This window comes from Streptomyces sp. NBC_00237 (assembly GCF_026342435.1).
Lineage (GTDB): Bacteria > Actinomycetota > Actinomycetes > Streptomycetales > Streptomycetaceae > Streptomyces.
Map to the genome: position 1 here is coordinate 2,645,146 of NZ_JAPEMT010000001.1, position 22,971 is coordinate 2,668,116.

Below are 22,971 nucleotides of genomic sequence, written 5' to 3' on the forward strand. Positions count from 1 at the left end.
CTCGACACAGGCACCCGGTTCCGCGCCTACCCCTACAACGAGTGTGGCCAACCCGCGTTCCACTACCCTCGGCAGACATGATCGCGCCGAAACCGGACCGTACGCCGCTCACCCGCACCTTCTTCGACCGCCCCGTCCTGGACGTGGCCCCTGATCTGCTGGGCCGCACCCTGGTACGCCGGACCGCCGAAGGCCCGATCGAACTCCGCATCACCGAAGTGGAGGCGTACGACGGCGAACGCGACCCGGGCTCGCACGCCTACCGAGGCCGCACCGCCCGCAACGCCTCGATGTTCGGCCCGCCCGGCCACGCGTACGTCTACTTCATCTACGGCATGTGGTTCAGCCTCAACCTGGTGTGCGGCCCCGAGGGCACCGCGAGCGGTGTCCTCCTCCGCGCAGGAGAGATCACCGTGGGGGCCGATCTCGTCCGCAAACGTCGACTTTCGGCCCGAAACGACAACGAACTGGCCAAAGGCCCCGCCCGCCTGGCCACTGGCCTCGACATCACCCGCGCCCTCGACGGCACCGACCTCTGCGCCACCCCCGACTCACCCCTGTCCGTACTCCAGGGCACCCCGCCCCCGCCTGACCAGCGTCAGAACGGCCCCCGCACCGGAGTGGGCGGAGAAGGCGCGGTCCACCCCTGGCGCTTCTGGATCTTCGGCGACCCCACCGTCAGCCCCTACCGGGCGCACAAGCCACGCCGCCGAGCAACTTGACGCGGCCCCGTCGCCCGCCTAACGTAGCCCGAGCCGCTTGAAACGGGCACTGCTGTCGGAACGGTCCATCGGACCTGACCAAGCAGCCCGGGAGCGGCCAACCACTACTACGACTTCCCTTAACGGGTTCGAATTTCGGCATGCCCGAATTTCGATCCCACGGCCCGATTATGAGCCGCAAGGAAATGCCGCTAAAGTAGTGAACACGCCGAAAGGCAAAGGCCCTTCAACGGCCACCGGAAACAAAATCCAAACCGGAAACGGCGCGGAAATGATCTGGTAAGGTTGGAAACACACCGAACGAAACGTCCGGAGGAAAGCCCGCGAGGGTGAGTACAAAGGAAGCGTCCGTTCCTTGAGAACTCAACAGCGTGCCAAAAGTCAACGCCAAATATGTTGATACCCCGACTTGCTTCGGCAAGTTGAGGTTCCTTTGAAGTCCTGCTGGCCCATGCGGCAAGCAGGCAAACACTAGCGAGGACGCAGGAACACACCGTCTTATTCCGATGGTGGCTGTTCCGCTCTTCCGATGTGTTCACCCGATCACGGGTAAACATTCACGGAGAGTTTGATCCTGGCTCAGGACGAACGCTGGCGGCGTGCTTAACACATGCAAGTCGAACGATGAAGCCCTTCGGGGTGGATTAGTGGCGAACGGGTGAGTAACACGTGGGCAATCTGCCCTTCACTCTGGGACAAGCCCTGGAAACGGGGTCTAATACCGGATAACACTCCTGCCTGCATGGGCGGGGGTTAAAAGCTCCGGCGGTGAAGGATGAGCCCGCGGCCTATCAGCTTGTTGGTGGGGTAATGGCCTACCAAGGCGACGACGGGTAGCCGGCCTGAGAGGGCGACCGGCCACACTGGGACTGAGACACGGCCCAGACTCCTACGGGAGGCAGCAGTGGGGAATATTGCACAATGGGCGAAAGCCTGATGCAGCGACGCCGCGTGAGGGATGACGGCCTTCGGGTTGTAAACCTCTTTCAGCAGGGAAGAAGCGCAAGTGACGGTACCTGCAGAAGAAGCACCGGCTAACTACGTGCCAGCAGCCGCGGTAATACGTAGGGTGCGAGCGTTGTCCGGAATTATTGGGCGTAAAGAGCTCGTAGGCGGCTTGTCACGTCGGATGTGAAAGCCCGGGGCTTAACCCCGGGTCTGCATTCGATACGGGCAGGCTAGAGTGTGGTAGGGGAGATCGGAATTCCTGGTGTAGCGGTGAAATGCGCAGATATCAGGAGGAACACCGGTGGCGAAGGCGGATCTCTGGGCCATTACTGACGCTGAGGAGCGAAAGCGTGGGGAGCGAACAGGATTAGATACCCTGGTAGTCCACGCCGTAAACGTTGGGAACTAGGTGTTGGCGACATTCCACGTCGTCGGTGCCGCAGCTAACGCATTAAGTTCCCCGCCTGGGGAGTACGGCCGCAAGGCTAAAACTCAAAGGAATTGACGGGGGCCCGCACAAGCAGCGGAGCATGTGGCTTAATTCGACGCAACGCGAAGAACCTTACCAAGGCTTGACATATACCGGAAAGCATCAGAGATGGTGCCCCCCTTGTGGTCGGTATACAGGTGGTGCATGGCTGTCGTCAGCTCGTGTCGTGAGATGTTGGGTTAAGTCCCGCAACGAGCGCAACCCTTGTTCTGTGTTGCCAGCACGCCCTTCGGGGTGGTGGGGACTCACAGGAGACTGCCGGGGTCAACTCGGAGGAAGGTGGGGACGACGTCAAGTCATCATGCCCCTTATGTCTTGGGCTGCACACGTGCTACAATGGCCGGTACAATGAGCTGCGATGTCGTGAGGCGGAGCGAATCTCAAAAAGCCGGTCTCAGTTCGGATTGGGGTCTGCAACTCGACCCCATGAAGTCGGAGTTGCTAGTAATCGCAGATCAGCATTGCTGCGGTGAATACGTTCCCGGGCCTTGTACACACCGCCCGTCACGTCACGAAAGTCGGTAACACCCGAAGCCGGTGGCCCAACCCCTTGTGGGAGGGAGCTGTCGAAGGTGGGACTGGCGATTGGGACGAAGTCGTAACAAGGTAGCCGTACCGGAAGGTGCGGCTGGATCACCTCCTTTCTAAGGAGCATCTCGGCACCCTTGGTGCCGCAGAGACCATTTCGTCGGCAAATGTCCGGCGGTGGTTGCTCATGGGTGGAACGTTGACTATTCGGCACGGATGGCTTTCTTCATCAGTACTGCTTCGGCGTGGAACGTGAAGAGAGGGATCCGGGTTGGGCACGCTGTTGGGTGTCTGAAGGCACGGCCGTGAGGCTGTACTTCAGTGCCGGTCCCAGTGCACTCGGATGTTGTCCGGGGTGATGGGTGGCTGGTCGTTGTTTGAGAACTGCACAGTGGACGCGAGCATCTGTGGCCAAGTTTTTAAGGGCACACGGTGGATGCCTTGGCATCAGGAACCGATGAAGGACGTGGGAGGCCACGATAGGCCCCGGGGAGCTGTCAACCGAGCTTTGATCCGGGGGTGTCCGAATGGGGAAACCCGGCAGTCGTCATGGGCTGTCACCCATACCTGAACACATAGGGTATGTGGAGGGAACGCGGGGAAGTGAAACATCTCAGTACCCGCAGGAAGAGAAAACAACCGTGATTCCGGGAGTAGTGGCGAGCGAAACCGGATGAGGCCAAACCGTATGCGTGTGATACCCGGCAGGGGTTGCGCATGCGGGGTTGTGGGATCTCTCTTTCACGTTCTGCCGGACGTGAGACGAGTCAGAAACCGTTGGTGTAGGCGAAGGACATGCGAAAGGTCCGGCGTAGAGGGTAAGACCCCCGTAGCTGAAACATCAACGGCTCGTTTGAGAGACACCCAAGTAGCACGGGGCCCGAGAAATCCCGTGTGAATCTGGCGGGACCACCCGTTAAGCCTAAATATTCCCTGATGACCGATAGCGGATAGTACCGTGAGGGAATGGTGAAAAGTACCGCGGGAGCGGAGTGAAATAGTACCTGAAACCGTGTGCCTACAAGCCGTGGGAGCGTCGCTGTATGTGCTTGCACATGCAGTCGTGACTGCGTGCCTTTTGAAGAATGAGCCTGCGAGTTAGCGGTGTGTAGCGAGGTTAACCCGTGTGGGGAAGCCGTAGCGAAAGCGAGTCCGAATAGGGCGATTGAGTTGCACGCTCTAGACCCGAAGCGGAGTGATCTAGCCATGGGCAGGTTGAAGCGGAGGTAAGACTTCGTGGAGGACCGAACCCACCAGGGTTGAAAACCTGGGGGATGACCTGTGGTTAGGGGTGAAAGGCCAATCAAACTCCGTGATAGCTGGTTCTCCCCGAAATGCATTTAGGTGCAGCGTCGTGTGTTTCTTGCCGGAGGTAGAGCACTGGATAGGCGATGGGCCCTACCGGGTTACTGACCTTAGCCAAACTCCGAATGCCGGTAAGTGAGAGCACGGCAGTGAGACTGTGGGGGATAAGCTCCATGGTCGAGAGGGAAACAGCCCAGAGCATCGACTAAGGCCCCTAAGCGTACGCTAAGTGGGAAAGGATGTGGAGTCGCAGAGACAACCAGGAGGTTGGCTTAGAAGCAGCCACCCTTGAAAGAGTGCGTAATAGCTCACTGGTCAAGTGATTCCGCGCCGACAATGTAGCGGGGCTCAAGCGTACCGCCGAAGTCGTGTCATTCCAGCAATAGGGCCAACGCCTGCTGGGATGGGTAGGGGAGCGTCGTGTGCCGGGTGAAGCAGCCGCGGAAGCGAGTTGTGGACGGTTCACGAGTGAGAATGCAGGCATGAGTAGCGATACACACGTGAGAAACGTGTGCGCCGATTGACTAAGGGTTCCTGGGTCAAGCTGATCTGCCCAGGGTAAGTCGGGACCTAAGGCGAGGCCGACAGGCGTAGTCGATGGACAACCGGTTGATATTCCGGTACCCGCTTTGAAACGCCCAATACTGAATCAGACGATGCTAAGCCCGTGAAGCCGTTCCGGACCCTTCGGGGAAAGGAAAGTGGTGGAGCCGGTGACCCGGATCTGTACTAGGTAAGCGATGGGGTGACGCAGGAAGGTAGTCCAACCCGGGCGGTGGTAGTTCCCGGGGTAAGGGTGTAGGCCGTGTGATAGGCAAATCCGTCACACATTAAGGCTGAGACCTGATGCCGAGCCGATTGTGGTGAAGTGGATGATCCTATGCTGTCGAGAAAAGCCTCTAGCGAGTTTCATGGCGGCCCGTACCCTAAACCGACTCAGGTGGTCAGGTAGAGAATACCGAGGCGTTCGGGTGAACTATGGTTAAGGAACTCGGCAAAATGCCCCCGTAACTTCGGGAGAAGGGGGGCCATCACCGGTGATTGAATTTACTTCATGAGCTGGGGGTGGCCGCAGAGACCAGCGAGAAGCGACTGTTTACTAAAAACACAGGTCCGTGCGAAGCCGTAAGGCGATGTATACGGACTGACGCCTGCCCGGTGCTGGAACGTTAAGGGGACCGGTTAGTGATCTTTCGGGGTTGCGAAGCTGAGAACTTAAGCGCCAGTAAACGGCGGTGGTAACTATAACCATCCTAAGGTAGCGAAATTCCTTGTCGGGTAAGTTCCGACCTGCACGAATGGCGTAACGACTTCTCGACTGTCTCAACCATAGGCCCGGTGAAATTGCACTACGAGTAAAGATGCTCGTTTCGCGCAGAAGGACGGAAAGACCCCGGGACCTTTACTACAGTTTGATATTGGTGTTCGGTTCGGCTTGTGTAGGATAGGTGGGAGACTGTGAAGCTGTGACGCCAGTCATGGTGGAGTCGCCGTTGAAATACCACTCTGGTCGTGCTGGATGTCTAACCTAGGTCCGTGATCCGGATCAGGGACAGTGTCTGATGGGTAGTTTAACTGGGGCGGTTGCCTCCTAAAGAGTAACGGAGGCGCCCAAAGGTTCCCTCAGCCTGGTTGGCAATCAGGTGTTGAGTGTAAGTGCACAAGGGAGCTTGACTGTGAGACCGACGGGTCGAGCAGGGACGAAAGTCGGGACTAGTGATCCGGCAGTGGCTTGTGGAAGCGCTGTCGCTCAACGGATAAAAGGTACCCCGGGGATAACAGGCTGATCTTCCCCAAGAGTCCATATCGACGGGATGGTTTGGCACCTCGATGTCGGCTCGTCGCATCCTGGGGCTGGAGTCGGTCCCAAGGGTTGGGCTGTTCGCCCATTAAAGCGGTACGCGAGCTGGGTTTAGAACGTCGTGAGACAGTTCGGTCCCTATCCTCTGTGCGCGTAGGAATATTGAGAAGGGCTGTCCCTAGTACGAGAGGACCGGGACGGACGAACCTCTGGTGTGCCAGTTGTCCTGCCAAGGGCATGGCTGGTTGGCTACGTTCGGAAAGGATAACCGCTGAAAGCATCTAAGCGGGAAGCCTGCTTCGAGATGAGTATTCCCACCCCCTTTGAGGGGTTAAGGCTCCCAGTAGACGACTGGGTTGATAGGCCAGATGTGGAAGCCCGGTAACGGGTGGAGCTGACTGGTACTAATAGGCCGAGGGCTTGTCCTCAGTTGCTCGCGTCCACTGTGTTAGTTCTGAAGCAACGAACAGTTGCTGGTAAAGAGCAGAACCCACTTAATTGAAGAGTGTGCTTGTTCGCTCGAAACCGATAGGGTTTCGGTGGTCATAGCGTTAGGGAAACGCCCGGTTACATTCCGAACCCGGAAGCTAAGCCTTTCAGCGCCGATGGTACTGCAGGGGGGACCCTGTGGGAGAGTAGGACGCCGCCGAACAATCTTTCAAAAGGACCCTTGGTCCCAGCGTTCATGCTGGGACCAAGGGTCCTTTTTTGTTTTTCTGCCCGAAGCGCGTCGGATGGCCGACTGCGCGAGAATGACTGCGTTGCCGAAGACTAGGAGTCACCCATGTCCACCAACTCTCCTGACGATCGTCCGGAGCGCGAGCCGCGTCACCGTGACAGCGGTGACCGGGGCGGATACCGCGGTGGTCGTGACAACGACCGCGGCCCCCGTCGTGACAACGACCGTGGTGGCTTCCGTCGCGACGACAACCGTTCCGGCGGCGGCGACCGTGGCGGTTTCCGCCGCGACGACCGGCCGAGCGGTGACCGTGGCGGGCGTCCGGCCGGTGGCGGCTACGGCCGACGCGACGACAACAACTCGACCGGTGGCGGTTTCCGCCGTGACGACAACCGTTCTGGTGGCGGTGACCGCGGCGGTTTCCGTCGTGACGACAACCGCTCCGGCGGCGACCGTGGCGGGTTCCGCAGGGACGACCGGCCCAGCGGTGACCGTGGCGGGCGTCCGGCCGGTGGCGGCTTCGAGCGTCGTGACGACAACCGTTCTGGTGGCGGCGACCGGGGTGGCTTCCGCCGTGACGACAACCGTTCCGGCGGCGGCGACCGCGGCGGGTTCCGCCGTGACGACAACCGTGGTGGACGTCCCGCTGGTGGCGGCTTCGAGCGTCGTGACGACAACCGTTCTGGTGGTGGCGACCGTGGTGGCTTCCGCCGTGACGACCGTTCCGGTGGGGGTGACCGTGGCGGGTTCCGTCGCGACGACAACCGCTCCGGCGGCGGTGACCGTGGTGGGCGTCCGGCCGGTGGTGGCTTCGAGCGCCGTGACGACCGTGGCGGCGATCGCGGAGGCTTCCGTCGGGACGACCGGCCGAGCGGTGACCGTGGTGGGTTCCGCCGGGACGAGCGTCCCAGCGGTGACCGTGGTGGGTTCCGTCGGGATGACCGGCCCAGTGGTGACCGTGGTGGGCGTCCGGCCGGTGGTGGCTTCGAGCGCCGCGATGACCGTGGTGGCGACCGTGGAGGCTTCCGCCGTGACGACCGTTCCGGTGGGGGTGACCGTGGCGGGTTCCGTCGCGACGACAACCGCTCCGGCGGCGGTGACCGTGGTGGGCGTCCGGCCGGTGGTGGCTTCGAGCGCCGTGACGACCGTGGCGGCGATCGCGGAGGCTTCCGTCGGGACGACCGGCCCAGTGGCGATCGTGGTGGGTTCCGTCGGGACGAGCGTCCCAGCGGTGACCGTGGTGGGTTCCGTCGGGATGACCGGCCCAGTGGTGACCGTGGTGGGCGTCCGGCCGGTGGTGGCTTCGAGCGCCGGGATGACCGTGGTGGCGACCGTGGAGGCTTCCGCCGGGACGACAACCGTTCCGGTGGCGGGTTCGAGCGCCGGGACGACCGGGGGCCGCGTCGGGACGACAACCGGTCCGGCGGTGGCTTCCGTGGGCGGGACGACCGGGGTGGCGACCGGGGTGGGTTCCGTCGGGACGACCGTGACCGTGAGCCGATCAAGCGGCTGCCGATCCCGGACGACGTCACGGGCCGCGAGATCGACCCGGACGTGCGTCAGGAGCTGATGAGCCTGCCGAAGACGCTGGCCGAGGACGTCGCCAGGAACCTGGTGATGGTGGCCAAGCTGATCGACGACGAGCCCGAAGAGGCGTACGAGTACTCGCGCATCGCCCTGCGGCTGGCATCGCGTGTGGCGGCCGTGCGGGAGGCCGCCGGTTTCGCCGCGTACGCCACGCAGCGGTACACGGAGGCGCTTGCCGAGTTCCGGGCGACCCGTCGGATGACCGGGACCGTCGAGCTGTGGCCGGTCATGGCCGACTGCGAGCGTGGCCTCGGCCGCCCCGAGCGGGCGATGGCCATGGCGGGCGAGCCCGAGGTGCAGAAGCTGGACAAGGCCGGACAGGTCGAGATGCGGCTGGTCGCGGCCGGTGCGCGGCGGGACATGGGGCAGATCGACGCCGCCATCGTCACGCTCCAGGGGCCCGAGCTGGGTTCCAGCTCCGTACAGCCGTGGACCGCTCGACTGCGGTACGCGTACGCCGACGCTCTGCTGACGGCGGGGCGTGAGGACGAGGCGCGCGAGTGGTTCGCGAAGGCGGTGGAGGCGGACAAGGACGGTACGACGGACGCTTCGGACCGGCTCGCCGAGCTGGACGGTGTCGAGTTCGTCGACGCGCTCGACGAGGACGATGACGAGAACGAGGGCGACGAGCAGACGGTCGTCGTCGAGGTGACGGAGGCGGCCGAGGACGACGTCGTCGAGGTGCCGGTCGAGGAGGAGCCCGTGGTGGCTCCCGTCGAGGCCGAGGTTGAGGTCGAGGCCGAGGTTGAGGCGCCGGTCGAGCGTGAGGCCGACAAGGGCTGAGAGTGAAGGAGGGCGGCACCCCGGGATTCCGGGGTGCCGCCCTTTTCTGCGTTCTGGGGAGGGGGAGGGGGAAGGTCAGTTGACGTCGAGGCTGCGCAGGACCAGGCCGGTGGCCGGTTTCGGGCCGAAGGAGGTGGACTTGCGGGGCATCGTGACGCCCTGGCGGGCCAGGTCGCGTACGACTTCCTCGTGGACGGGGTGCATGAGGACCGCCGTGGCGTTGTTGCGTTCGGCCTGTTCCACGGCGGCTTCCGTGTCGTGGATGTACGCGATGTCCTCGGGGGCGTCGGGGACGTGCCAGACGTGGGAGAGGAGCGTCTCGTGCAGGACGGCGGCGTCCAGGGTGCGCCAGGCATCCGGGCGGTCGGCGCGGACCGTGCGGGCGAGGAGGTCCGGATCGGGGCGGTCCAGGAGGTGGTACGTACCGTCGCCCGCGAGGAGGAACGCGTTGCCGTGCGAGGCGGCCTCGGCCAGAGCCGCCAGAGCTTCGGAGAGGGGGCCGGGGAGGTGGCGTACCCGGAAGGAATCGCCGACGGCGGCCAGGGCGTCGGCGACCGGGAGACGGTGCAGCAGGCGGTGTATGGAGCGGACCTGGAGGGGGTGGCGGGCCGTGTCGACCAGGAGGACCAGGCCGAAGTCCCAGGGGGTGGAGGCCGGGAGGTGCTCCTGCTGGAGGCGGAGGTACGTCGCCCAGCGGTGGTGGCCGTCGGCGATGAGCGCCTGGTGGCCGGACAGGTCCGCGGCGGCCTCGGCGATCTCGGCCGGGTCGGTGATCGACCAGAGGCGGTGGTGGAAGCCGTCCTCCGTGGTGGTGGCGAGGAGCGGGGGACGGGCGACCGTGCGGTCGATGACGGTCGCGGGGTCGGTCGGGCCGGGGGCGCTGCGGTAGGTGAGGAGGAGGGGCTCCAGGTTGGCGGCCGTGGCGCGCATCAGGGCGGCGCGGTCCTCCACCACGTGCGGCATGACGTCCTCGTGGGGCAGGACGATCCCCTCCTCGGCGGAGGACAGCGCGAGGGAGCCGATGATGCCGCGCTGGAGGAGACCGTCCCGGGACTGCTCGTACACGTAGAGAGCGGGAACGGGGTCGGGGGCGAGGACGCCCTCGGCGATCCAGTCGTGGAGCGTGCGCGCGGCCTGCCGGTGGCGGGCGGCGGCGGTGTCCGCCTGAGGGAGGATCAGCCGCACGATGTTGTGCGGATCCGCGGACTCCAGATGCAGCAGGCCGTCGGGGCGGACCACGACGTCGTACGGCGGAGACGTCACGGCGGACAGGCTGCCGACGGCCTCCGGGACGTAGCGAAGTCCGCGCAGGGGGACAAGTCGCAGGCCGTGGTCCCCGTCCGGCCCTGGTGTGGTCATTGGTGCATCGTAAGTGGGGTGGGGCGATGGGTGATGATCGGGGGAACGGCAGTGGAGCGAGGAGTGGATCGAAATGAGCCAGCAGCAGGGCAGGAACCGTCCGGGCAGCAGTGGGACGCCGCTCAGGGAGGCGTACGACACCGCACTCCTGGATCTTGACGGGGTGGTGTACGCGGGCGGCGAGGCGATCGAGCACGCGGTGGACGCGCTGGGGGTGGCGCGGGACGGCGGCATGCGTCTGGCGTACGTGACGAACAACGCCCTGCGGACGCCGGAGGCCGTGGCGGCGCACTTGACGGAGCTCGGGGTTCCGGCGGATGCGGGGGACGTCATCACGTCCGCGCAGGCGGTGGCGCGGCTGATCTCCGAGCAGGTGCCCGAGGGGTCGCGGGTGCTGGTGATCGGCGGGGAGGGGCTGCGGGTCGCGCTGCGGGAGCGCGGGCTGGTGCCCGTGGACTCGGCCGATGACGCGCCGGCGGCGGTGGCGCAGGGGTACGGCGGGCCGGACATGGCGTGGAACCGGTTCGCGGAGGCGTCGTACGCGATCAGGGCCGGGGTGCCGTGGTTCGCGTCGAACACGGACTTGACCATTCCGAGTGCGCGGGGGATCGCGCCGGGGAACGGGGCGGCCGTGGAGGTCGTACGGATCGCCACGGGGGCGGAGCCGCAGGTGGCGGGGAAGCCGTTGCCGCCGATGCACCGGGAGACGATCCTGCGGACCGGGGCGGAGCGGGCGTTGGTGGTCGGGGACCGGCTGGACACCGACATCGAAGGTGCGAACGCGGGGGGTGTGGATTCGCTGCTGGTGCTGACCGGGGTGACGGATGCGGTGCAGCTGCTGAGGGCGGAGGCGAAGTACCGGCCGACGTATGTGGACGCGGATCTGCGGGGGTTGCTGGTGGGGCAGCCGGACGTGGCGGCGGGGGAAGGGGAGTCGGAGTTCGTGTGCGGGGGCTGGACGGCTCGGGTGGAGGGAGAGGCGTTGGTGGTTGACGGGGAAGGGGATGCGATGGACGGGCTGCGGGCGATGTGTGCGGCTGCGTGGGGGCAGGCGGGGGATGCGGGCTGCCTGCTGGAGGTGGCCGAGGCGGTGAAGAAGGTGGGGTTGGGATAGGAGGCGGTCCTCGGGCAGGAGAGGGGCCTGGGAGGGAGCGGGGGGAGAGTTAGGCTAGCCTTACTAGGTGTTGGTTGAGAGTCTTCCGGAGCAGAGCGTGAAGCCTGGCTCCGCTCCGTCCGCGTCCCGGAAACGGAATTCTGTCCGTGTGCTGGGGCTGCTCGCCGCCCTGGGTGTCCTGGTGCTGCTGATGCTGGCGAGCATCGCGGTCGGTGCCAAGACGATCCCGGTCGGGGACGTGTGGCACGGGCTGTGGCACTACTCCGGGACCGGGAACGACGTCATCGTGCGGGACGTGCGCGTGCCGCGCACGATCCTGGGCATCCTGGTCGGCGCGGCCCTCGGCATGGCCGGTGCGGTCATGCAGGGGCTGACCCGCAATCCGTTGGCCGAGCCGGGCGTTCTGGGCGTGAACGCGGGGGCCTCGGCGGCCGTCGTGTCCGCGATCAGCTTCTTCGGGGTGACGTCCCTGACCGGGTACGTGTGGTTCGCGTTCCTCGGCGCCGGGGTCGTTTCGGCGGTCGTGTACCTGCTCGGCGGGAGCCGGGGGGCCACGCCCGTACGGCTCGCGCTCGCCGGGACGGCGGCCACCGCCGCGCTCTTCGGCTACGTGAACGCCGTACAACTGCTGGACTCCGCGGCCCTGGAGCGGCTGCGCTTCTGGACCGTGGGGTCCCTCGCGTCCGCGGACATGGCGGTCGTCGGCAAGGTGTGGCCGTTCATCGTGGCGGGGCTGGTGCTGGCGCTGGTGCTGGCGAGGCCGCTGAACGCCATGGAGATGGGCGAGGACAGCGCACGGTCACTGGGCGTGCGTCTGACCCGTACGAGAGTGCTGTCGATGGTCGCGGTGACGCTGCTCTGCGGCGCGGCCACCGCCGCGTGCGGGCCGATCGTCTTCGTCGGGCTGATGGTGCCGCATCTGGTGCGGGCCGTCACCGGCCCGGACATGCGGTGGATCCTGCCGTACGCGGCCGTTCTCGCGCCCGTACTGCTGCTGGGCTCCGACGTGCTGGGCCGGGTCGTCTCGCGGCCCTCCGAACTCCAGGTCGGCATCGTGACCGCGCTCATCGGCGGTCCGGTCTTCATCCACCTGGTACGGCGGCGACGGATGGGGCAGCTGTGAGGACGAGTACGCGTACGGAGATGCAGGTGCCTCCGCCCAAGAAGACCCGGGCGGTGCGTCTCGGTGGCGGGCTTTCGCTGCGGTTCGACGCCCGTGGGGTCGTGCTGACGCTGGTGATCGGGCTGGTGGCGCTGGCGGTCGCGGTGCTGCTCGTGCTGGTGGGCAGCGGTGATTTCCCGATGTCGCCGGGGGACGTGGTGCAGACGCTGCTCGGGAACGGGGCGGTGTCGCAGGAGTTCGTCGTGCTGGATCTGCGGCTGCCCCGGGTGCTGACCGCGCTGCTCGTCGGTGCGGCGCTCGGGCTGTCCGGGGCGGTTTTCCAGTCGATCTCGCGCAACCCGCTCGGCAGCCCCGACATGCTCGGCTTCGGGCAGGGGGCGATGGTGGGCGCACTGCTGGTCATCGTGCTCTTCCACGGCGACAGCTGGGCGATCGCCGCCGGCGCGCTCGTCGGCTGTCTGGTGACCGGCGTGCTGGTCTACCTGCTCGCCTGGAAGCGGGGCGTGCACGGCTACCGGCTGGTGCTGGTCGGCATCGGCGCCTCCGCCATGCTGACCGCCGTCATGCAGTACCTGCTGACCAAGGCCAACCTCATGGACGCCACGGAGGCCATGCTGTGGATCACCGGCACGCTCGACGGCCGGGGCTGGGAGCAGGTGTGGCCGATGGCTGCGGCGTGCGCGGTGCTCGTACCGCTGGTGCTGCGGCACGGGCGGTCGCTCCGGATGATGGAGATGGGCGACGACGCGGCGTACGCGCTGGGCGTGCCCGTGGAGCGGGCTCGGGTGGTGCTGATCCTGGCGGCCGTCCTGCTGATGGGTTCAGCCACGGCCGCCGCCGGGCCCATCACCTTCGTGGCGCTCAGCGCGCCGCAGGTCGCAAGGCGGCTGACCCGGGCCCCGGGGCCGAACCTGGTGGCCTCCGCGCTGATGGGTGCGGCGCTTCTGATCGCGGCGGACTGGGTGGCCCAGTCGGCGTTCGGGGAACGGCAGCTTCCGGTGGGCGTGGTGACCGGTGTGGTCGGTGGCTGCTATCTGCTGTGGCTGCTGGTGACGGAACGCAGGGCGGGGCGACTGTGACGGCTTGGGCGGGCGTGACGGCTTTGACGGGAATGGCCCGGACATGACGAAGAACGATGTGAGGAGTACGACGGCCATGCAGCGCCTCGCCGCGGAATCGGTGACTCTCGGCTACGACGAGCGGGTCATCGCCGAGAACCTCTCGGTCGCGATTCCGGACCGTTCCTTCACCGTGATCGTGGGCCCCAACGCCTGCGGCAAGTCGACGCTGCTGCGTGCCCTGGCGCGGATGCTGAAGCCCTCGCAGGGGCGGGTGCTGCTCGACGGCCAGGTCATCGGGTCGATGCCCGCGAAGAAGGTCGCCAGGACCCTCGGTCTGCTGCCGCAGTCGTCGATCGCGCCCGACGGCATCACCGTCGCCGACCTGGTGGCCCGTGGCCGCTACCCGCACCAGGGGCTGCTGCGGCAGTGGTCGCCCGAGGACGAGCGGGTCGTCGAGGAGTCGATGGCCGCGACCGGTGTGGGCGAACTCGCCGAGCGGTACGTCGACGAGCTGTCCGGCGGGCAGCGGCAGCGGGTGTGGATCGCCATGGCGCTCGCGCAGCAGACGCCTCTGCTGCTCCTGGACGAGCCGACCACCTTCCTCGACATCCAGCACCAGATCGACGTACTCGACCTGTGTGCCGAGCTGCACGAGACACAGGGGCGCACTCTCGTCGCCGTCCTGCACGACCTCAACCACGCGGCCCGTTACGCCACCCACCTCATCGCCATGCGGGACGGCGAGGTCGTCGCGGAGGGGGCGCCGTCCGACATCGTCACGGCGGAGCTGGTGGAGCGGGTCTTCGGGCTGAAGTGCCAGGTCATCGCGGACCCGGAGACGGGGACGCCGCTGGTGGTGCCGGCCGCGAGGAAGGTCCGTACGGCTACAGCAGCTTCCTGAGGTGCAGCAGGTCGCGGAAGCCCGCCTCCAGGCGGACCCGGCCGGACGCCCACGCCTTCGCGAAGTTCAGCTCGCCGTCGACGAGGGAGACCAGGTCGTCGCCCGCCATCGCGAGGCGGATCTGCGCGCGCTCGTGCGGTGGGCCCGCTCTGGTGTCCTCGACGGTGATCAGGCCGTCCGTCAGACGGCCGGTGAAGGTCGCGTCGAGGTCGGTGATGTGGCAGCTGAGCGTGCGGTCGAAACCCGCGACGCCGCGCACGCCGTCGTGGTCGGAGCGGGTGAGGTTCTCCGAGAGTCTGTCGAGTGCGTCACGGCACTCCTGCATGGTCGCCATCAGGGCCGACCGTACCGCAGGGCTTCGCGGTAGCGTCATGACCATGGACGCAGAGGACGCGGCGGGCTCCGGGGCCGCTGAGACAGAGGGGGCCGGGGGCATGGTGGCGTACGACCCGGCCGCTCCGGCCCCGCTCGGGGTCGTGCGCGGCACGACCGGCCACCCCGAGGTGGACGCCCGGCTGGAGCGGCTGGCCGACGTCGACCACCTCACGGCCGACGGACACATCGAGGTGTACGAGGATGTACACCGGGGGCTGCGCGAGACGCTGACCGCACTCGACGCACGCCCGGGACCTCCGGCGCCCCCCGCTACCCCGTACGACAACAGGAGCTGAACACACGTGGCAGGAGTGGCGCGACGCCGCCTGGACGCCGAGCTGGTCCGCCGGAAGCTCGCCCGCTCGCGGGAGCACGCGAGCCAGCTCATCGCCGCGGGCCGGGTCAAGGTCGGCGGGGCGGTGGCGACGAAGGCCGCCACCCAGGTCGAGACGGCCGCGGCCGTGGTGGTGCTCCAGGACGACGACGACCCCGACTACGTCTCGCGCGGCGGTCACAAGCTGGCCGGGGCGCTGACCGCGTTCACTCCGCTGGGCCTGAAGGTCGAGGGGCGGCGGGCGCTGGACGCCGGGGCCTCCACCGGCGGCTTCACGGACGTACTGCTGCGGGCGGGCGTGGGACACGTCGTCGCGGTGGACGTCGGGTACGGGCAGCTGGCGTGGTCGTTGCAGTCCGACGAGCGGGTCACCGTCAAGGACCGTACGAACGTCCGCGAGATGACCCTGGAGATGATCGACGGGGTGCCCGTCGACGTCGTGGTGGGCGATCTGTCCTTCATTCCGCTGGGGCTCGTGCTGCCCGCGCTCGCGCGGTGCGCGGCTCCGGACGCCGATCTGGTGCTGATGGTGAAGCCGCAGTTCGAGGTCGGCAAGGAGCGCCTGGGCAGCGGGGGAGTGGTGCGGAGCCCCGAGCTGCGGGCGGACGCCGTACGGAATGTCGCGCGCCAGGCGTGGGGGCTCGGGCTCGGAGTGCAGGGCGTGACGGCCAGTCCGCTGCCCGGCCCGTCCGGGAACGTCGAGTACTTTCTGTGGCTGAGGGCCGGAGCACCCGAGCTCGACCCCGCGGATGTTGACCGTGCAGTGGCGGAGGGGCCTCGGTGACCACAACAGGGACGACCGGAACATCAGGTGCGACCGGCACGTCGGGTGCGGCTGGCACGCCAAGTGCGGTCGGCACGGCAGGTGCGCCGGAGTCGGCGCGTGTGCTGGAACCGGCCGCTGAGCGCACCGTGTTCCTGCTCGCGCACACCGGGCGGCCCGCGGCCATCCGCAGCGCCGAACTGGTCGTGGAGGGGCTGCTGAAGAGCGGCCTCGGCGTGCGCCTGCTGGAGTCCGAGGCGGTCGACCTGCCGCTGCCTTCGTCCGTGGAGACGGTCGTCGAGGCGACCCCGGACGTCCTCGACGGGTGCGAACTGCTGATCGTGCTGGGCGGTGACGGCACGCTGCTGCGCGGCGCGGACATCGCCCGTGCGTCCGGGGTGCCCATGCTGGGCGTCAACCTCGGCCGGGTCGGGTTCCTCGCGGAGGCCGAGCGGGACGACCTGGACAAGGTCGTGGACCGGGTCGTCACCCGTTCGTACGAGGTCGAGGAGCGGATGACGCTCGACGTCCTGGTGCATGACAACGGTGACGTCATCCACGAGGACTGGGCGCTCAACGAGGCCGCCGTCCAGAAGGTGTCGCCGGAGCGGATGCTCGAAGTGGTGCTGGAGATCGACGGGCGTCCGGTCACCGGGTTCGGCTGCGACGGCATCGTCTGCGCGACGCCGACCGGCTCCACCGCGTACGCCTTCTCGGCCGGAGGCCCTGTGGTGTGGCCGGAGGTGGAGGCGCTGTTGATGGTGCCGATCAGTGCGCACGCGCTCTTCGCGAAGCCGCTGGTGACCTCGCCCGACTCGGTGCTCGCGGTCGAGGTGCAGCCGCACACCCCCAATGGGGTGCTGTGGTGCGACGGGCGGCGGACCGTGGAACTTCCGTCGGGAGCGCGGGTGGAGGTGCGCCGGGGGGCCGTGCCCGTACGCCTGGCGCGGTTGCACCAGGCGTCGTTCACGGACCGGTTGGTGGCCAAGTTCGCGCTGCCCGTGTCGGGGTGGCGGGGCGCACCGCACTGACACCCTTCCGTGCGCTGCCCTGACACCCTTCGGTGCGCTGCCCTGACACCCTTCGGTGCACCGCCCTGACACCCTTCGGTGCACCGTGCAGTGCACCTTCTTCGAGGATTCCTGCGCCGTCCCGCCGACCACGGTGGTCGCGCGGCGGCGCACGGCGCACCCGTCGGGGGCGCGCGCCCACCGTGCGCATCAGTGCGAGTGCGGGTTCCCTGTGCTGCCGGGCGGCGGCCGTGCCCGTCGTGGACGCCACCACGAAAGTCGACATGGAGAGGGAACCGATCAACAGGACGACCGCCATGTCACCCACTGCGGCGGAATCAGGGCGTGCGGGCGGGGCAGGCGCGCCCCATGACACGAGCCGCAGAGATCAAGGTGGGGATTTCCCCGGGTTCCGTACAGCTTGGGAGGAGGGCGGCGGACGGGGGCCGTCGCACGGGGGGCTCGGGACCTCGTAAGGTCGTGTCCGTGTTGGAGGAGATGCGGATACGGTCGCTCGGAGTCATCGACGACGCTGTCGTCGAGCTGTCACCCGGTTTCACGGCGGTGACCGGCGAGACCGGAGCGGGCAAGACCATGGTCGTCACCAGTCTCGGGCTGCTGCTCGGAGGCCGGGCCGACCCTGCCCTGGTGCGGCTCGGGGCCAAGGCGGCGGTGGTGGAGGGGCGGCTCACGGTGCGCCCCGGCGACCCCGCCGCGCTGCGTGCCGAAGAGGCCGGGGCGGAGATCGAGGACGGGGCGCTGATCGTCAGCAGGACGGTTTCCGCGGAGGGGCGTTCGCGCGCCCACCTCGGCGGGCGTTCGGTGCCGGTGGGCGTCCTCGCGGAGCTCGCCGACGACCTGGTGGCCGTGCACGGGCAGACCGACCAGCAGGGGCTGCTGCGGCCGTCCCGGCAGCGGCAGGCCCTCGACCGGTACGCGGGCGACGCCGTCTCCGTGCCGCACGCCAAGTACGTGACCGCGTACCGCCGTCTCAAGGCCGTCTCCCTGGAGCTCGACGAGATCACCACGCGGGCGCGCGAACGCGCCCAGGAGGCCGATCTGCTGCGTTTCGGTCTGGAGGAGATCGCCGCCGTCGAACCCCTCGCGGGGGAGGACGCCGAACTCGCCGCCGAGGCGGAGCGGCTCGGCCACGCGGAGGCGCTCGCCTCCGCCGCCGCCGTCGCGCACGCCGCGCTGGCGGGCAACCCGGAGGACCCCGAGGGCGTCGACGCGAGCACCCTCGTCGCGGGCGCCCAGCGGGCCGTGGACGCCGTACGGTCGCACGACGCGACGCTGGCCGCCCTCGCCGAGCGGATCGGCGAGATCGGCATCCTGCTCGGCGACGTGGCGGGCGAACTCGCCGGGTACGCCGACAACCTGGACGCCGACCCGCTGCGGCTGGCCGCCGTCGAGGAGCGCAGGGCGGCGCTGACGCAGCTCACGCGCAAGTACGGGACGGACATCGACGCGGTGCTCGCCTGGGCGCAGGACGGCGCGGAGCGGCTCACCGAGCTGGACGGCGACGACGACCGGATCGGCGAGCTGACGGGCGAGCGCGACATCCTGCGCGGCGAGCTGTCGCTGCTGGCGCAGGCGTTGACCGACGCCCGTACGGAGGCCGCGGCGCGGTTCGCCGACGCGGTGACCGAGGAACTGGCGTCCCTCGCGATGCCGCACGCCCGGGTGTCCATCGACATCCGGCAGACCGAGGACCCCGTCAACGGCATCGAGGTCGGCGGCCGTGCGGTCCAGTACGGCTCCTCGGGCGCGGACGAGGTCGAGCTGCTGCTCGCCCCGCACCCCGGCGCGCACCCGAGGCCCATCGGCAAGGGCGCGTCCGGCGGTGAGCTGTCGCGCGTGATGCTCGCGGTGGAGGTCGTCTTCGCCGGGTCGGACCCCGTTCCGACGTACCTCTTCGACGAGGTCGACGCCGGAGTCGGCGGCAAGGCGGCCGTCGAGGTCGGGCGGCGGCTCGCGAAGCTGGCGAAGTCGGCACAGGTGGTGGTGGTGACGCACCTGCCGCAGGTGGCGGCGTTCGCGGACCGGCAGCTGCTGGTGGAGAAGACGAACGACGGATCGGTCACCAGGAGTGGTGTCACCGTCCTGGAGGGCGAGGACCGGGTGCGGGAGCTGTCGCGGATGCTCGCGGGCCAGGAGGACTCCGAGACGGCGCGGGCGCACGCGGAAGAGCTGCTGGCGACGGCGAGGGCGGACGCGTAGGTGAAGCGGGGCACGGGCGGGCGCGCGGCGGGTGTGCTGGGCGCCGTGGGGGCGGCTCTGGCCGTACGGAGCGGGTTGCGGCGGTGGCCGCCGGGCGAGGCCGCCCTGTGGGAGCGGAAGAACTTCGAGGGCGCGGTCGTCGACCTGTACGCCGGGCCCGCCACCGCACTGGGCGTCGCGGCCTCCGTCGCCGCGTCCCCTGCGGTGCCCGCACGGGCGAAGGCCGCCACCGTGCTCGCGGTGCTCGTCGCCGGGGGCTGCGGGGCGTACGACGACATGGTCGGCAAGGACGACCCCCGGCGTGGCTTCGGGGCGCATCTCGGGGCGCTGCGTCAGGGCGAGGTCACCAGCGGTGCCGTCAAGCTGCTGGGCATCGGCGCGGCAGGACTGGCGGCGGGGGCACTCCTCACAGAGGGCGTCGTCGACAGGGTGCTCGCGGCAGTGGTCGTCGCGGGCACCGCACACGTCGTGAATCTGGTGGACGTGCGTCCGGGGCGGGCCGTCGGGACAGTGCTCGCGCTGGGCGCTCCCGGGCTCCTCAGGAAGGGTGCGGCGGGAGCACTCGCCGCAGCACCCGTGGGGGCCGCCGCGACAGTGCTGGAGGACGACCTCAAGAGGCGCACGATGATCGGCGACACGGGGGCGCACGCGCTCGGCGCCGGAATCGGTGCGGCGATCGTGGCCGGGAACGGCCGCACCGGGCTCGCCCTGCACGCCGCCGCCCTGGTCGCGGCGGCGGCCTGCGGCGACCGGGTCAGCCGTGCGGCGGGTGCGTCCTGATCGGGCGATCACTCGTGTGGGTGGTGCCGGGCACGAAGTGAAAGGGCCGGGGCGCTTGTGGTGCCCCAACAGCCCTGCGGGCTGGCATCCTTGGCGCGGTACGGCCCCAGCACGAGGACCCCACTTCAGGAGCACCCACCACCGTGAGCAGCACCTCGCCACCGCCGTACGGACAGTCGCAGCTGAGCGCCGTCCAGGTGCTCGGCGGCGGCAGTGCGGGCAGCAGCGCGCACGTCAGGTCGTTGACCGCAGGGCTCGTCGCACGGGGCGTACGGGTCACCGTGTGCGCCCCCGCCGAGCTGGAGAGCGCGTACGACTTCGCGGAGGTGGGCGCCGACGTGGTGACCGTTCCCCGGCGCAGCGACCCGGTGTCGGTGGCGGCGCTGCGGGCCGCCTGTACCGGTGCGGACATTGTCCACGCGCACGGCCTGCACGCGGCCGTACGGACCGCGTTCGCCCTCGGCGGGCGGGCACCCCGGGGCGGGGCGCAGGGCCCGCGCGCCGGACACGGCGGCGGCCGGGTCCCGCTCGTCGTCACCTGGCACACCCGGGCCCACGCGGAGGGCCCCCGCAGTCACGTCGTACGGCTCATGGAGCGCAGTGCCGCACGGGCCGCGGCCGTCGTCCTGGGCACCTCGTCCGACCTCGTCGACCGGGCCCGCAGCCGGGGCGCCAGGGACGCCCGCCTCACCCCCGTCACGGTGCCCGCGCCCCGCCCGCCGGACGACTTCCGGGAGAGCAAGGCGCGGGCCGACCTGGGTGCGGTGGAGCGGCCGTTACTGATGGCCGTCGGCAGTCTGGTGCCGTACCGGGGCTACGACGTCCTCCTGGACGCCTCCCGCGCCTGGCGGGACCTCGACCCCGCCCCCCTGGTCACCATCGCCGGAGAGGGCCGCGAGAGGGCCGCGCTCCAGCGCCGCATCGAGTCGGAGGACCTTCCGGTGCGCCTGCTCGGCCGCCGCGACGACATCGCCGAACTCCTCGCCGCCGCCGACGTCGCCGTGCTGCCCAGCCGCTGGGAGGCCCGCTCGGTGCTCGCCCAGGAGGCGCTGCGCGCCGGGGTGCCGCTGGTGGCCACCCGGGTGGGCGGCATCCCCGAACTGGTCGGCGAGGCCGCCGAGTTCGTACCGTACGGGGATCCGCAGGCGCTCGCGCACACCGTGCTCGGGCTGCTCGCCGACCCGGACCGGCGTGCGGTGCTCGCCGAGGAGGGCAGGCGGCAGGCGGCCACCTGGCCGACGGAGGACGAGACGGTGGCGCAGGTGCTCAGCGTCTACGACGAGCTGACGGGGCAGAGCTGATGGGCCAGAGCTGACGGGCCAGGGCTGACGGGCCAGAACTGACCCGTCCGGGTCAGGAGGTGTGCCGCCGGGCCCGCAGCGCCAGGCTCAGTGCCAGCACCGTCTGCGGGTCGTCCAGGTCGGTGCCCAGGAGCTCCGAGATGCGGGCGAGGCGGTTGTAGAGCGTCTGCCGGTTGAGGTGCAGTTCGCGGGCGGTCTCCGCCTTGCGGCCCGCGTGCGCCAGGTACGTCTCCAGGGTGGGCAGCAGCGGCGGGCGCGACGTCCTGTCGTGGTCGCGCAGCGGGCCGATCGCCCGGTCCACGAACGCCGCCAGGTCAGGATGGTCGCGCAGCCGCCACAGCAGGAGGTCGATGTCGAGACGGCGGGCGTCGTACCAGGGCTGGTCGTGCAGGCCCTGGGCCGCCGTCGCCGTCTCCGCCGCGTGCCGCAGTCCGGCAGAGGCCGCGGCCCAGCCGCCCGCGACGCCGACCACCACCACAGGAGGGTGCGCGCCCGCCCTGCCGAGCCCGGCGCGCTCGACGCCCGCCCGCAGTGCGGCGGCGACCCGGTCGGCCACGGCAGTGCGTTCCGATTCCGTACGGAGTCCCAGGAGCAGCGGCACCCGCCCCTCCACGGGACGCACACCGAGGAGGACCGGTACGCCCACCGACGCCAGCTCCTCCAGTACGGCCCGCGCGAGGACCGCCCAGTTCCCCGACGGCGACAGTTCGGCGGCCAGCCGCATCACCACCGGCAGCAGCGGTCCTTCGCCCGGCTTGAAGCCCAGCACGCGGGCCTGCCCGGGCGCCTCATCCGCCGAGATGCGGCCCTGCGCGAGGTCGGTGAGGAAGTCGCCGCGACCGCGCGCCGCCAGCTCCTCCTCCTGGCGCGCCTGCATCAGTACGACGGCGAGGATGTCCGCGGCCCGCTCGGCCGCCATCCGGTGCACCGGCAGCAGCGGACGGGCCACGCCCAGCAGCACCAGGCGGGCCCGCACCGAGCCCGCCCCGTGTCCGCCCCCTGGCACGTCCACCAGCACCCCGTTCGCGGGAGGCCCCGACTCGCGGGCCTCCCGCTGCCCGCGCAGTCCCTCCCACACCTGGAGCGGGTCCGCGCCGGAGTCCCCGGCCGACGGCCCGGCGGCGTACAGCAACTGCCCGTCGGCGGTCTCCAGGAAGACGGGGTTGGCGGTGAAGTCCGCGAGGATGCCCAGCACCTGCGGCACCCCGCCACCGCCGAGCAGCGCCTCCGTGCAGCGCCTGTGCACCTCTTCGGCCTGGCGCAGCAGGGTGTAGTGCCCGTTGACGATCTCCGTGTGCACCTCTTCGGTGACGGACACGAACGGCACCTCGCGGTGCAGCTGCACCAGCGGAAGTCCGGCCGCCCGCGCGGTCTCCACGAGGGTGGACGGCAGTCGGCTGAAGCGCGGCCCCAGCTCCACGACGAGCGCCGCGATGCCCCGGTCGGCCAGCCTGCGCACGAAGGCGCGCTGTTCCGCCGGGCGGGTGCCGAGACCGAGCCCGGTGGTCAGCAGCAGTTCGCCGCCCTTGAGCAGGGAGGCGATGTTGGGGACCTCCCCGGCGTGCACCCAGCGCACGGTCCTGTTGAGCCGGTCGGCGCCCGCCACGACCTCCGGGAGTCCGCTGCGGAGTCCCGGCAGTTCAAGCGCCCTTTGCACGGTGATTCCGCCCTGCGTGTCCATGGATCGGGACGGTACCCGGGCGGATGTTCCAGGAACATCACCCGCCGGTCACAGGGCGGGTTCCCGGGCTCCTCGCCCCGACAACTCGTCGCGTGAAAGGGCCATT

Annotated in this window: 16 protein-coding genes, 3 rRNA genes and 1 pseudogene; 16 read left to right on the top strand and 4 right to left on the bottom strand. The window is 68.9% G+C overall.

Features of this window, described 5'->3' with window-relative positions; translation table 11 throughout:
* Positions 1-77: 77 nt before the first annotated feature.
* A complete protein-coding gene (locus OG897_RS11700) occupies positions 78-722 on the top strand; it encodes a DNA-3-methyladenine glycosylase (RefSeq protein ID WP_266655500.1) in 645 nt (214 codons plus the stop codon).
* Between the two features lie 226 nt (positions 723-948).
* On the opposite strand, the gene OG897_RS11705 is transcribed toward OG897_RS11700, so the two are convergent.
* Positions 949-1,143, bottom strand: coding sequence for a hypothetical protein (locus tag OG897_RS11705; RefSeq protein WP_266655501.1), 195 nt, complete (start codon positions 1,141-1,143; stop codon positions 949-951).
* 135 nt (positions 1,144-1,278) lie between these two features.
* On the opposite strand from OG897_RS11705, the gene OG897_RS11710 reads away from it, so the two are divergent.
* From OG897_RS11710 to OG897_RS11730, 5 genes and pseudogenes are all read left to right on the top strand, one after another.
* A 16S ribosomal RNA gene (locus OG897_RS11710) occupies positions 1,279-2,804 on the top strand.
* A gap of 293 nt (positions 2,805-3,097) precedes the next feature.
* Positions 3,098-6,222, top strand: a 23S ribosomal RNA gene (locus OG897_RS11715).
* Between the two features lie 107 nt (positions 6,223-6,329).
* Positions 6,330-6,446: ribosomal RNA gene (gene rrf, locus OG897_RS11720) — 5S ribosomal RNA — on the top strand.
* Together the 16S, 23S and 5S rRNA genes form the textbook arrangement of a ribosomal RNA operon.
* A gap of 240 nt (positions 6,447-6,686) precedes the next feature.
* Positions 6,687-7,349 (top strand): annotated as a pseudogene (locus tag OG897_RS11725) (hypothetical protein); the annotation flags it as partial.
* Positions 7,350-8,042: 693 nt separating this feature from the next.
* Positions 8,043-8,843 (top strand): tetratricopeptide repeat protein, encoded by an 801-nt coding sequence (locus OG897_RS11730; protein ID WP_266656756.1) that lies wholly within the window; start codon positions 8,043-8,045, stop codon positions 8,841-8,843.
* A 75-nt stretch (positions 8,844-8,918) separates the two neighbouring features.
* Here OG897_RS11730 and OG897_RS11735 read toward each other — a convergent pair whose 3' ends face one another.
* Entirely contained in the window at positions 8,919-10,202 is a 1,284-nt protein-coding gene (locus OG897_RS11735) for a DUF1015 domain-containing protein (protein WP_266655502.1), read from the bottom strand.
* 73 nt (positions 10,203-10,275) lie between these two features.
* On the opposite strand from OG897_RS11735, the gene OG897_RS11740 reads away from it, so the two are divergent.
* The 4 genes from OG897_RS11740 to OG897_RS11755 all read left to right on the top strand — a co-directional run bounded on the left by OG897_RS11740 (position 10,276) and on the right by OG897_RS11755 (position 14,401).
* Positions 10,276-11,316 carry an HAD-IIA family hydrolase gene (locus OG897_RS11740; protein WP_266655505.1) on the top strand — a complete coding sequence of 347 codons (1,041 nt, stop codon included), beginning with the start codon at positions 10,276-10,278 and terminating at the stop codon, positions 11,314-11,316.
* Between the two features lie 190 nt (positions 11,317-11,506).
* Positions 11,507-12,439 carry an iron ABC transporter permease gene (locus tag OG897_RS11745; protein WP_266656758.1) on the top strand — a complete coding sequence of 311 codons (933 nt, stop codon included), beginning with the start codon at positions 11,507-11,509 and terminating at the stop codon, positions 12,437-12,439.
* A gap of 20 nt (positions 12,440-12,459) precedes the next feature.
* Positions 12,460-13,518, top strand: a complete 1,059-nt coding sequence (locus tag OG897_RS11750) for an iron chelate uptake ABC transporter family permease subunit (RefSeq protein ID WP_266655507.1) — start codon at positions 12,460-12,462, stop codon at positions 13,516-13,518.
* Positions 13,519-13,594: 76 nt separating this feature from the next.
* Positions 13,595-14,401, top strand: coding sequence for an ABC transporter ATP-binding protein (locus OG897_RS11755; RefSeq protein WP_266656760.1), 807 nt, complete (start codon positions 13,595-13,597; stop codon positions 14,399-14,401).
* On the opposite strand, the gene OG897_RS11760 is transcribed toward OG897_RS11755, so the two are convergent.
* Positions 14,385-14,735, bottom strand: a complete 351-nt coding sequence (locus OG897_RS11760; RefSeq protein WP_266655509.1) for an SCP2 sterol-binding domain-containing protein — start codon at positions 14,733-14,735, stop codon at positions 14,385-14,387. The two genes, OG897_RS11755 and OG897_RS11760, sit on opposite strands and share 17 nt — an antisense overlap.
* A gap of 100 nt (positions 14,736-14,835) precedes the next feature.
* Between OG897_RS11760 and OG897_RS11765 the strand changes: the two genes are divergently transcribed.
* From OG897_RS11765 to OG897_RS11790, 6 genes are all read left to right on the top strand, one after another.
* A complete protein-coding gene (locus OG897_RS11765; protein ID WP_266656762.1) occupies positions 14,836-15,072 on the top strand; it encodes a hypothetical protein in 237 nt (78 codons plus the stop codon).
* Between the two features lie 6 nt (positions 15,073-15,078).
* Entirely contained in the window at positions 15,079-15,894 is an 816-nt protein-coding gene (locus OG897_RS11770) for a TlyA family RNA methyltransferase (RefSeq protein ID WP_266655511.1), read from the top strand.
* 104 nt (positions 15,895-15,998) lie between these two features.
* Positions 15,999-16,904: an NAD kinase gene (locus OG897_RS11775; protein ID WP_266656764.1), complete on the top strand. Its 906-nt coding sequence runs from the start codon at positions 15,999-16,001 to the stop codon at positions 16,902-16,904.
* A gap of 459 nt (positions 16,905-17,363) precedes the next feature.
* A complete protein-coding gene (gene recN / locus OG897_RS11780; protein ID WP_266655513.1) occupies positions 17,364-19,103 on the top strand; it encodes a DNA repair protein RecN in 1,740 nt (579 codons plus the stop codon).
* Between the two features lie 57 nt (positions 19,104-19,160).
* Complete coding sequence (locus OG897_RS11785; RefSeq protein WP_266656766.1) at positions 19,161-19,883, top strand: hypothetical protein; 723 nt, start codon at positions 19,161-19,163, stop codon at positions 19,881-19,883.
* A 143-nt stretch (positions 19,884-20,026) separates the two neighbouring features.
* Positions 20,027-21,184 carry a glycosyltransferase family 4 protein gene (locus OG897_RS11790; protein WP_266655515.1) on the top strand — a complete coding sequence of 386 codons (1,158 nt, stop codon included), beginning with the start codon at positions 20,027-20,029 and terminating at the stop codon, positions 21,182-21,184.
* A 52-nt stretch (positions 21,185-21,236) separates the two neighbouring features.
* Here the strand turns inward: OG897_RS11790 and OG897_RS11795 are convergent, their stop codons facing one another.
* Positions 21,237-22,865, bottom strand: a complete 1,629-nt coding sequence (locus tag OG897_RS11795) for a PucR family transcriptional regulator (protein WP_266655517.1) — start codon at positions 22,863-22,865, stop codon at positions 21,237-21,239.
* Positions 22,866-22,971: the final 106 nt, after the last annotated feature.

What these genes read in the sequence shown, in the direction of transcription:
- OG897_RS11700 (WP_266655500.1), top strand. Translation starts at nt 78, where the DNA reads ATGATCGCGCCGAAACCGGACCGTACGCCGCTCACCCGCACCTTCTTC.
- OG897_RS11730 (WP_266656756.1), top strand. Translation starts at nt 8,043, where the DNA reads ATGAGCCTGCCGAAGACGCTGGCCGAGGACGTCGCCAGGAACCTGGTG.
- OG897_RS11735 (WP_266655502.1), bottom strand. Translation starts at nt 10,202, where the DNA reads ATGACCACACCAGGGCCGGACGGGGACCACGGCCTGCGACTTGTCCCC.
- OG897_RS11740 (WP_266655505.1), top strand. Translation starts at nt 10,276, where the DNA reads ATGAGCCAGCAGCAGGGCAGGAACCGTCCGGGCAGCAGTGGGACGCCG.
- OG897_RS11745 (WP_266656758.1), top strand. Translation starts at nt 11,507, where the DNA reads ATGCTGGCGAGCATCGCGGTCGGTGCCAAGACGATCCCGGTCGGGGAC.
- OG897_RS11750 (WP_266655507.1), top strand. Translation starts at nt 12,460, where the DNA reads ATGCAGGTGCCTCCGCCCAAGAAGACCCGGGCGGTGCGTCTCGGTGGC.
- OG897_RS11755 (WP_266656760.1), top strand. Translation starts at nt 13,595, where the DNA reads ATGCAGCGCCTCGCCGCGGAATCGGTGACTCTCGGCTACGACGAGCGG.
- OG897_RS11760 (WP_266655509.1), bottom strand. Translation starts at nt 14,735, where the DNA reads ATGGCGACCATGCAGGAGTGCCGTGACGCACTCGACAGACTCTCGGAG.
- OG897_RS11765 (WP_266656762.1), top strand. Translation starts at nt 14,836, where the DNA reads ATGGTGGCGTACGACCCGGCCGCTCCGGCCCCGCTCGGGGTCGTGCGC.
- OG897_RS11795 (WP_266655517.1), bottom strand. Translation starts at nt 22,865, where the DNA reads ATGGACACGCAGGGCGGAATCACCGTGCAAAGGGCGCTTGAACTGCCG.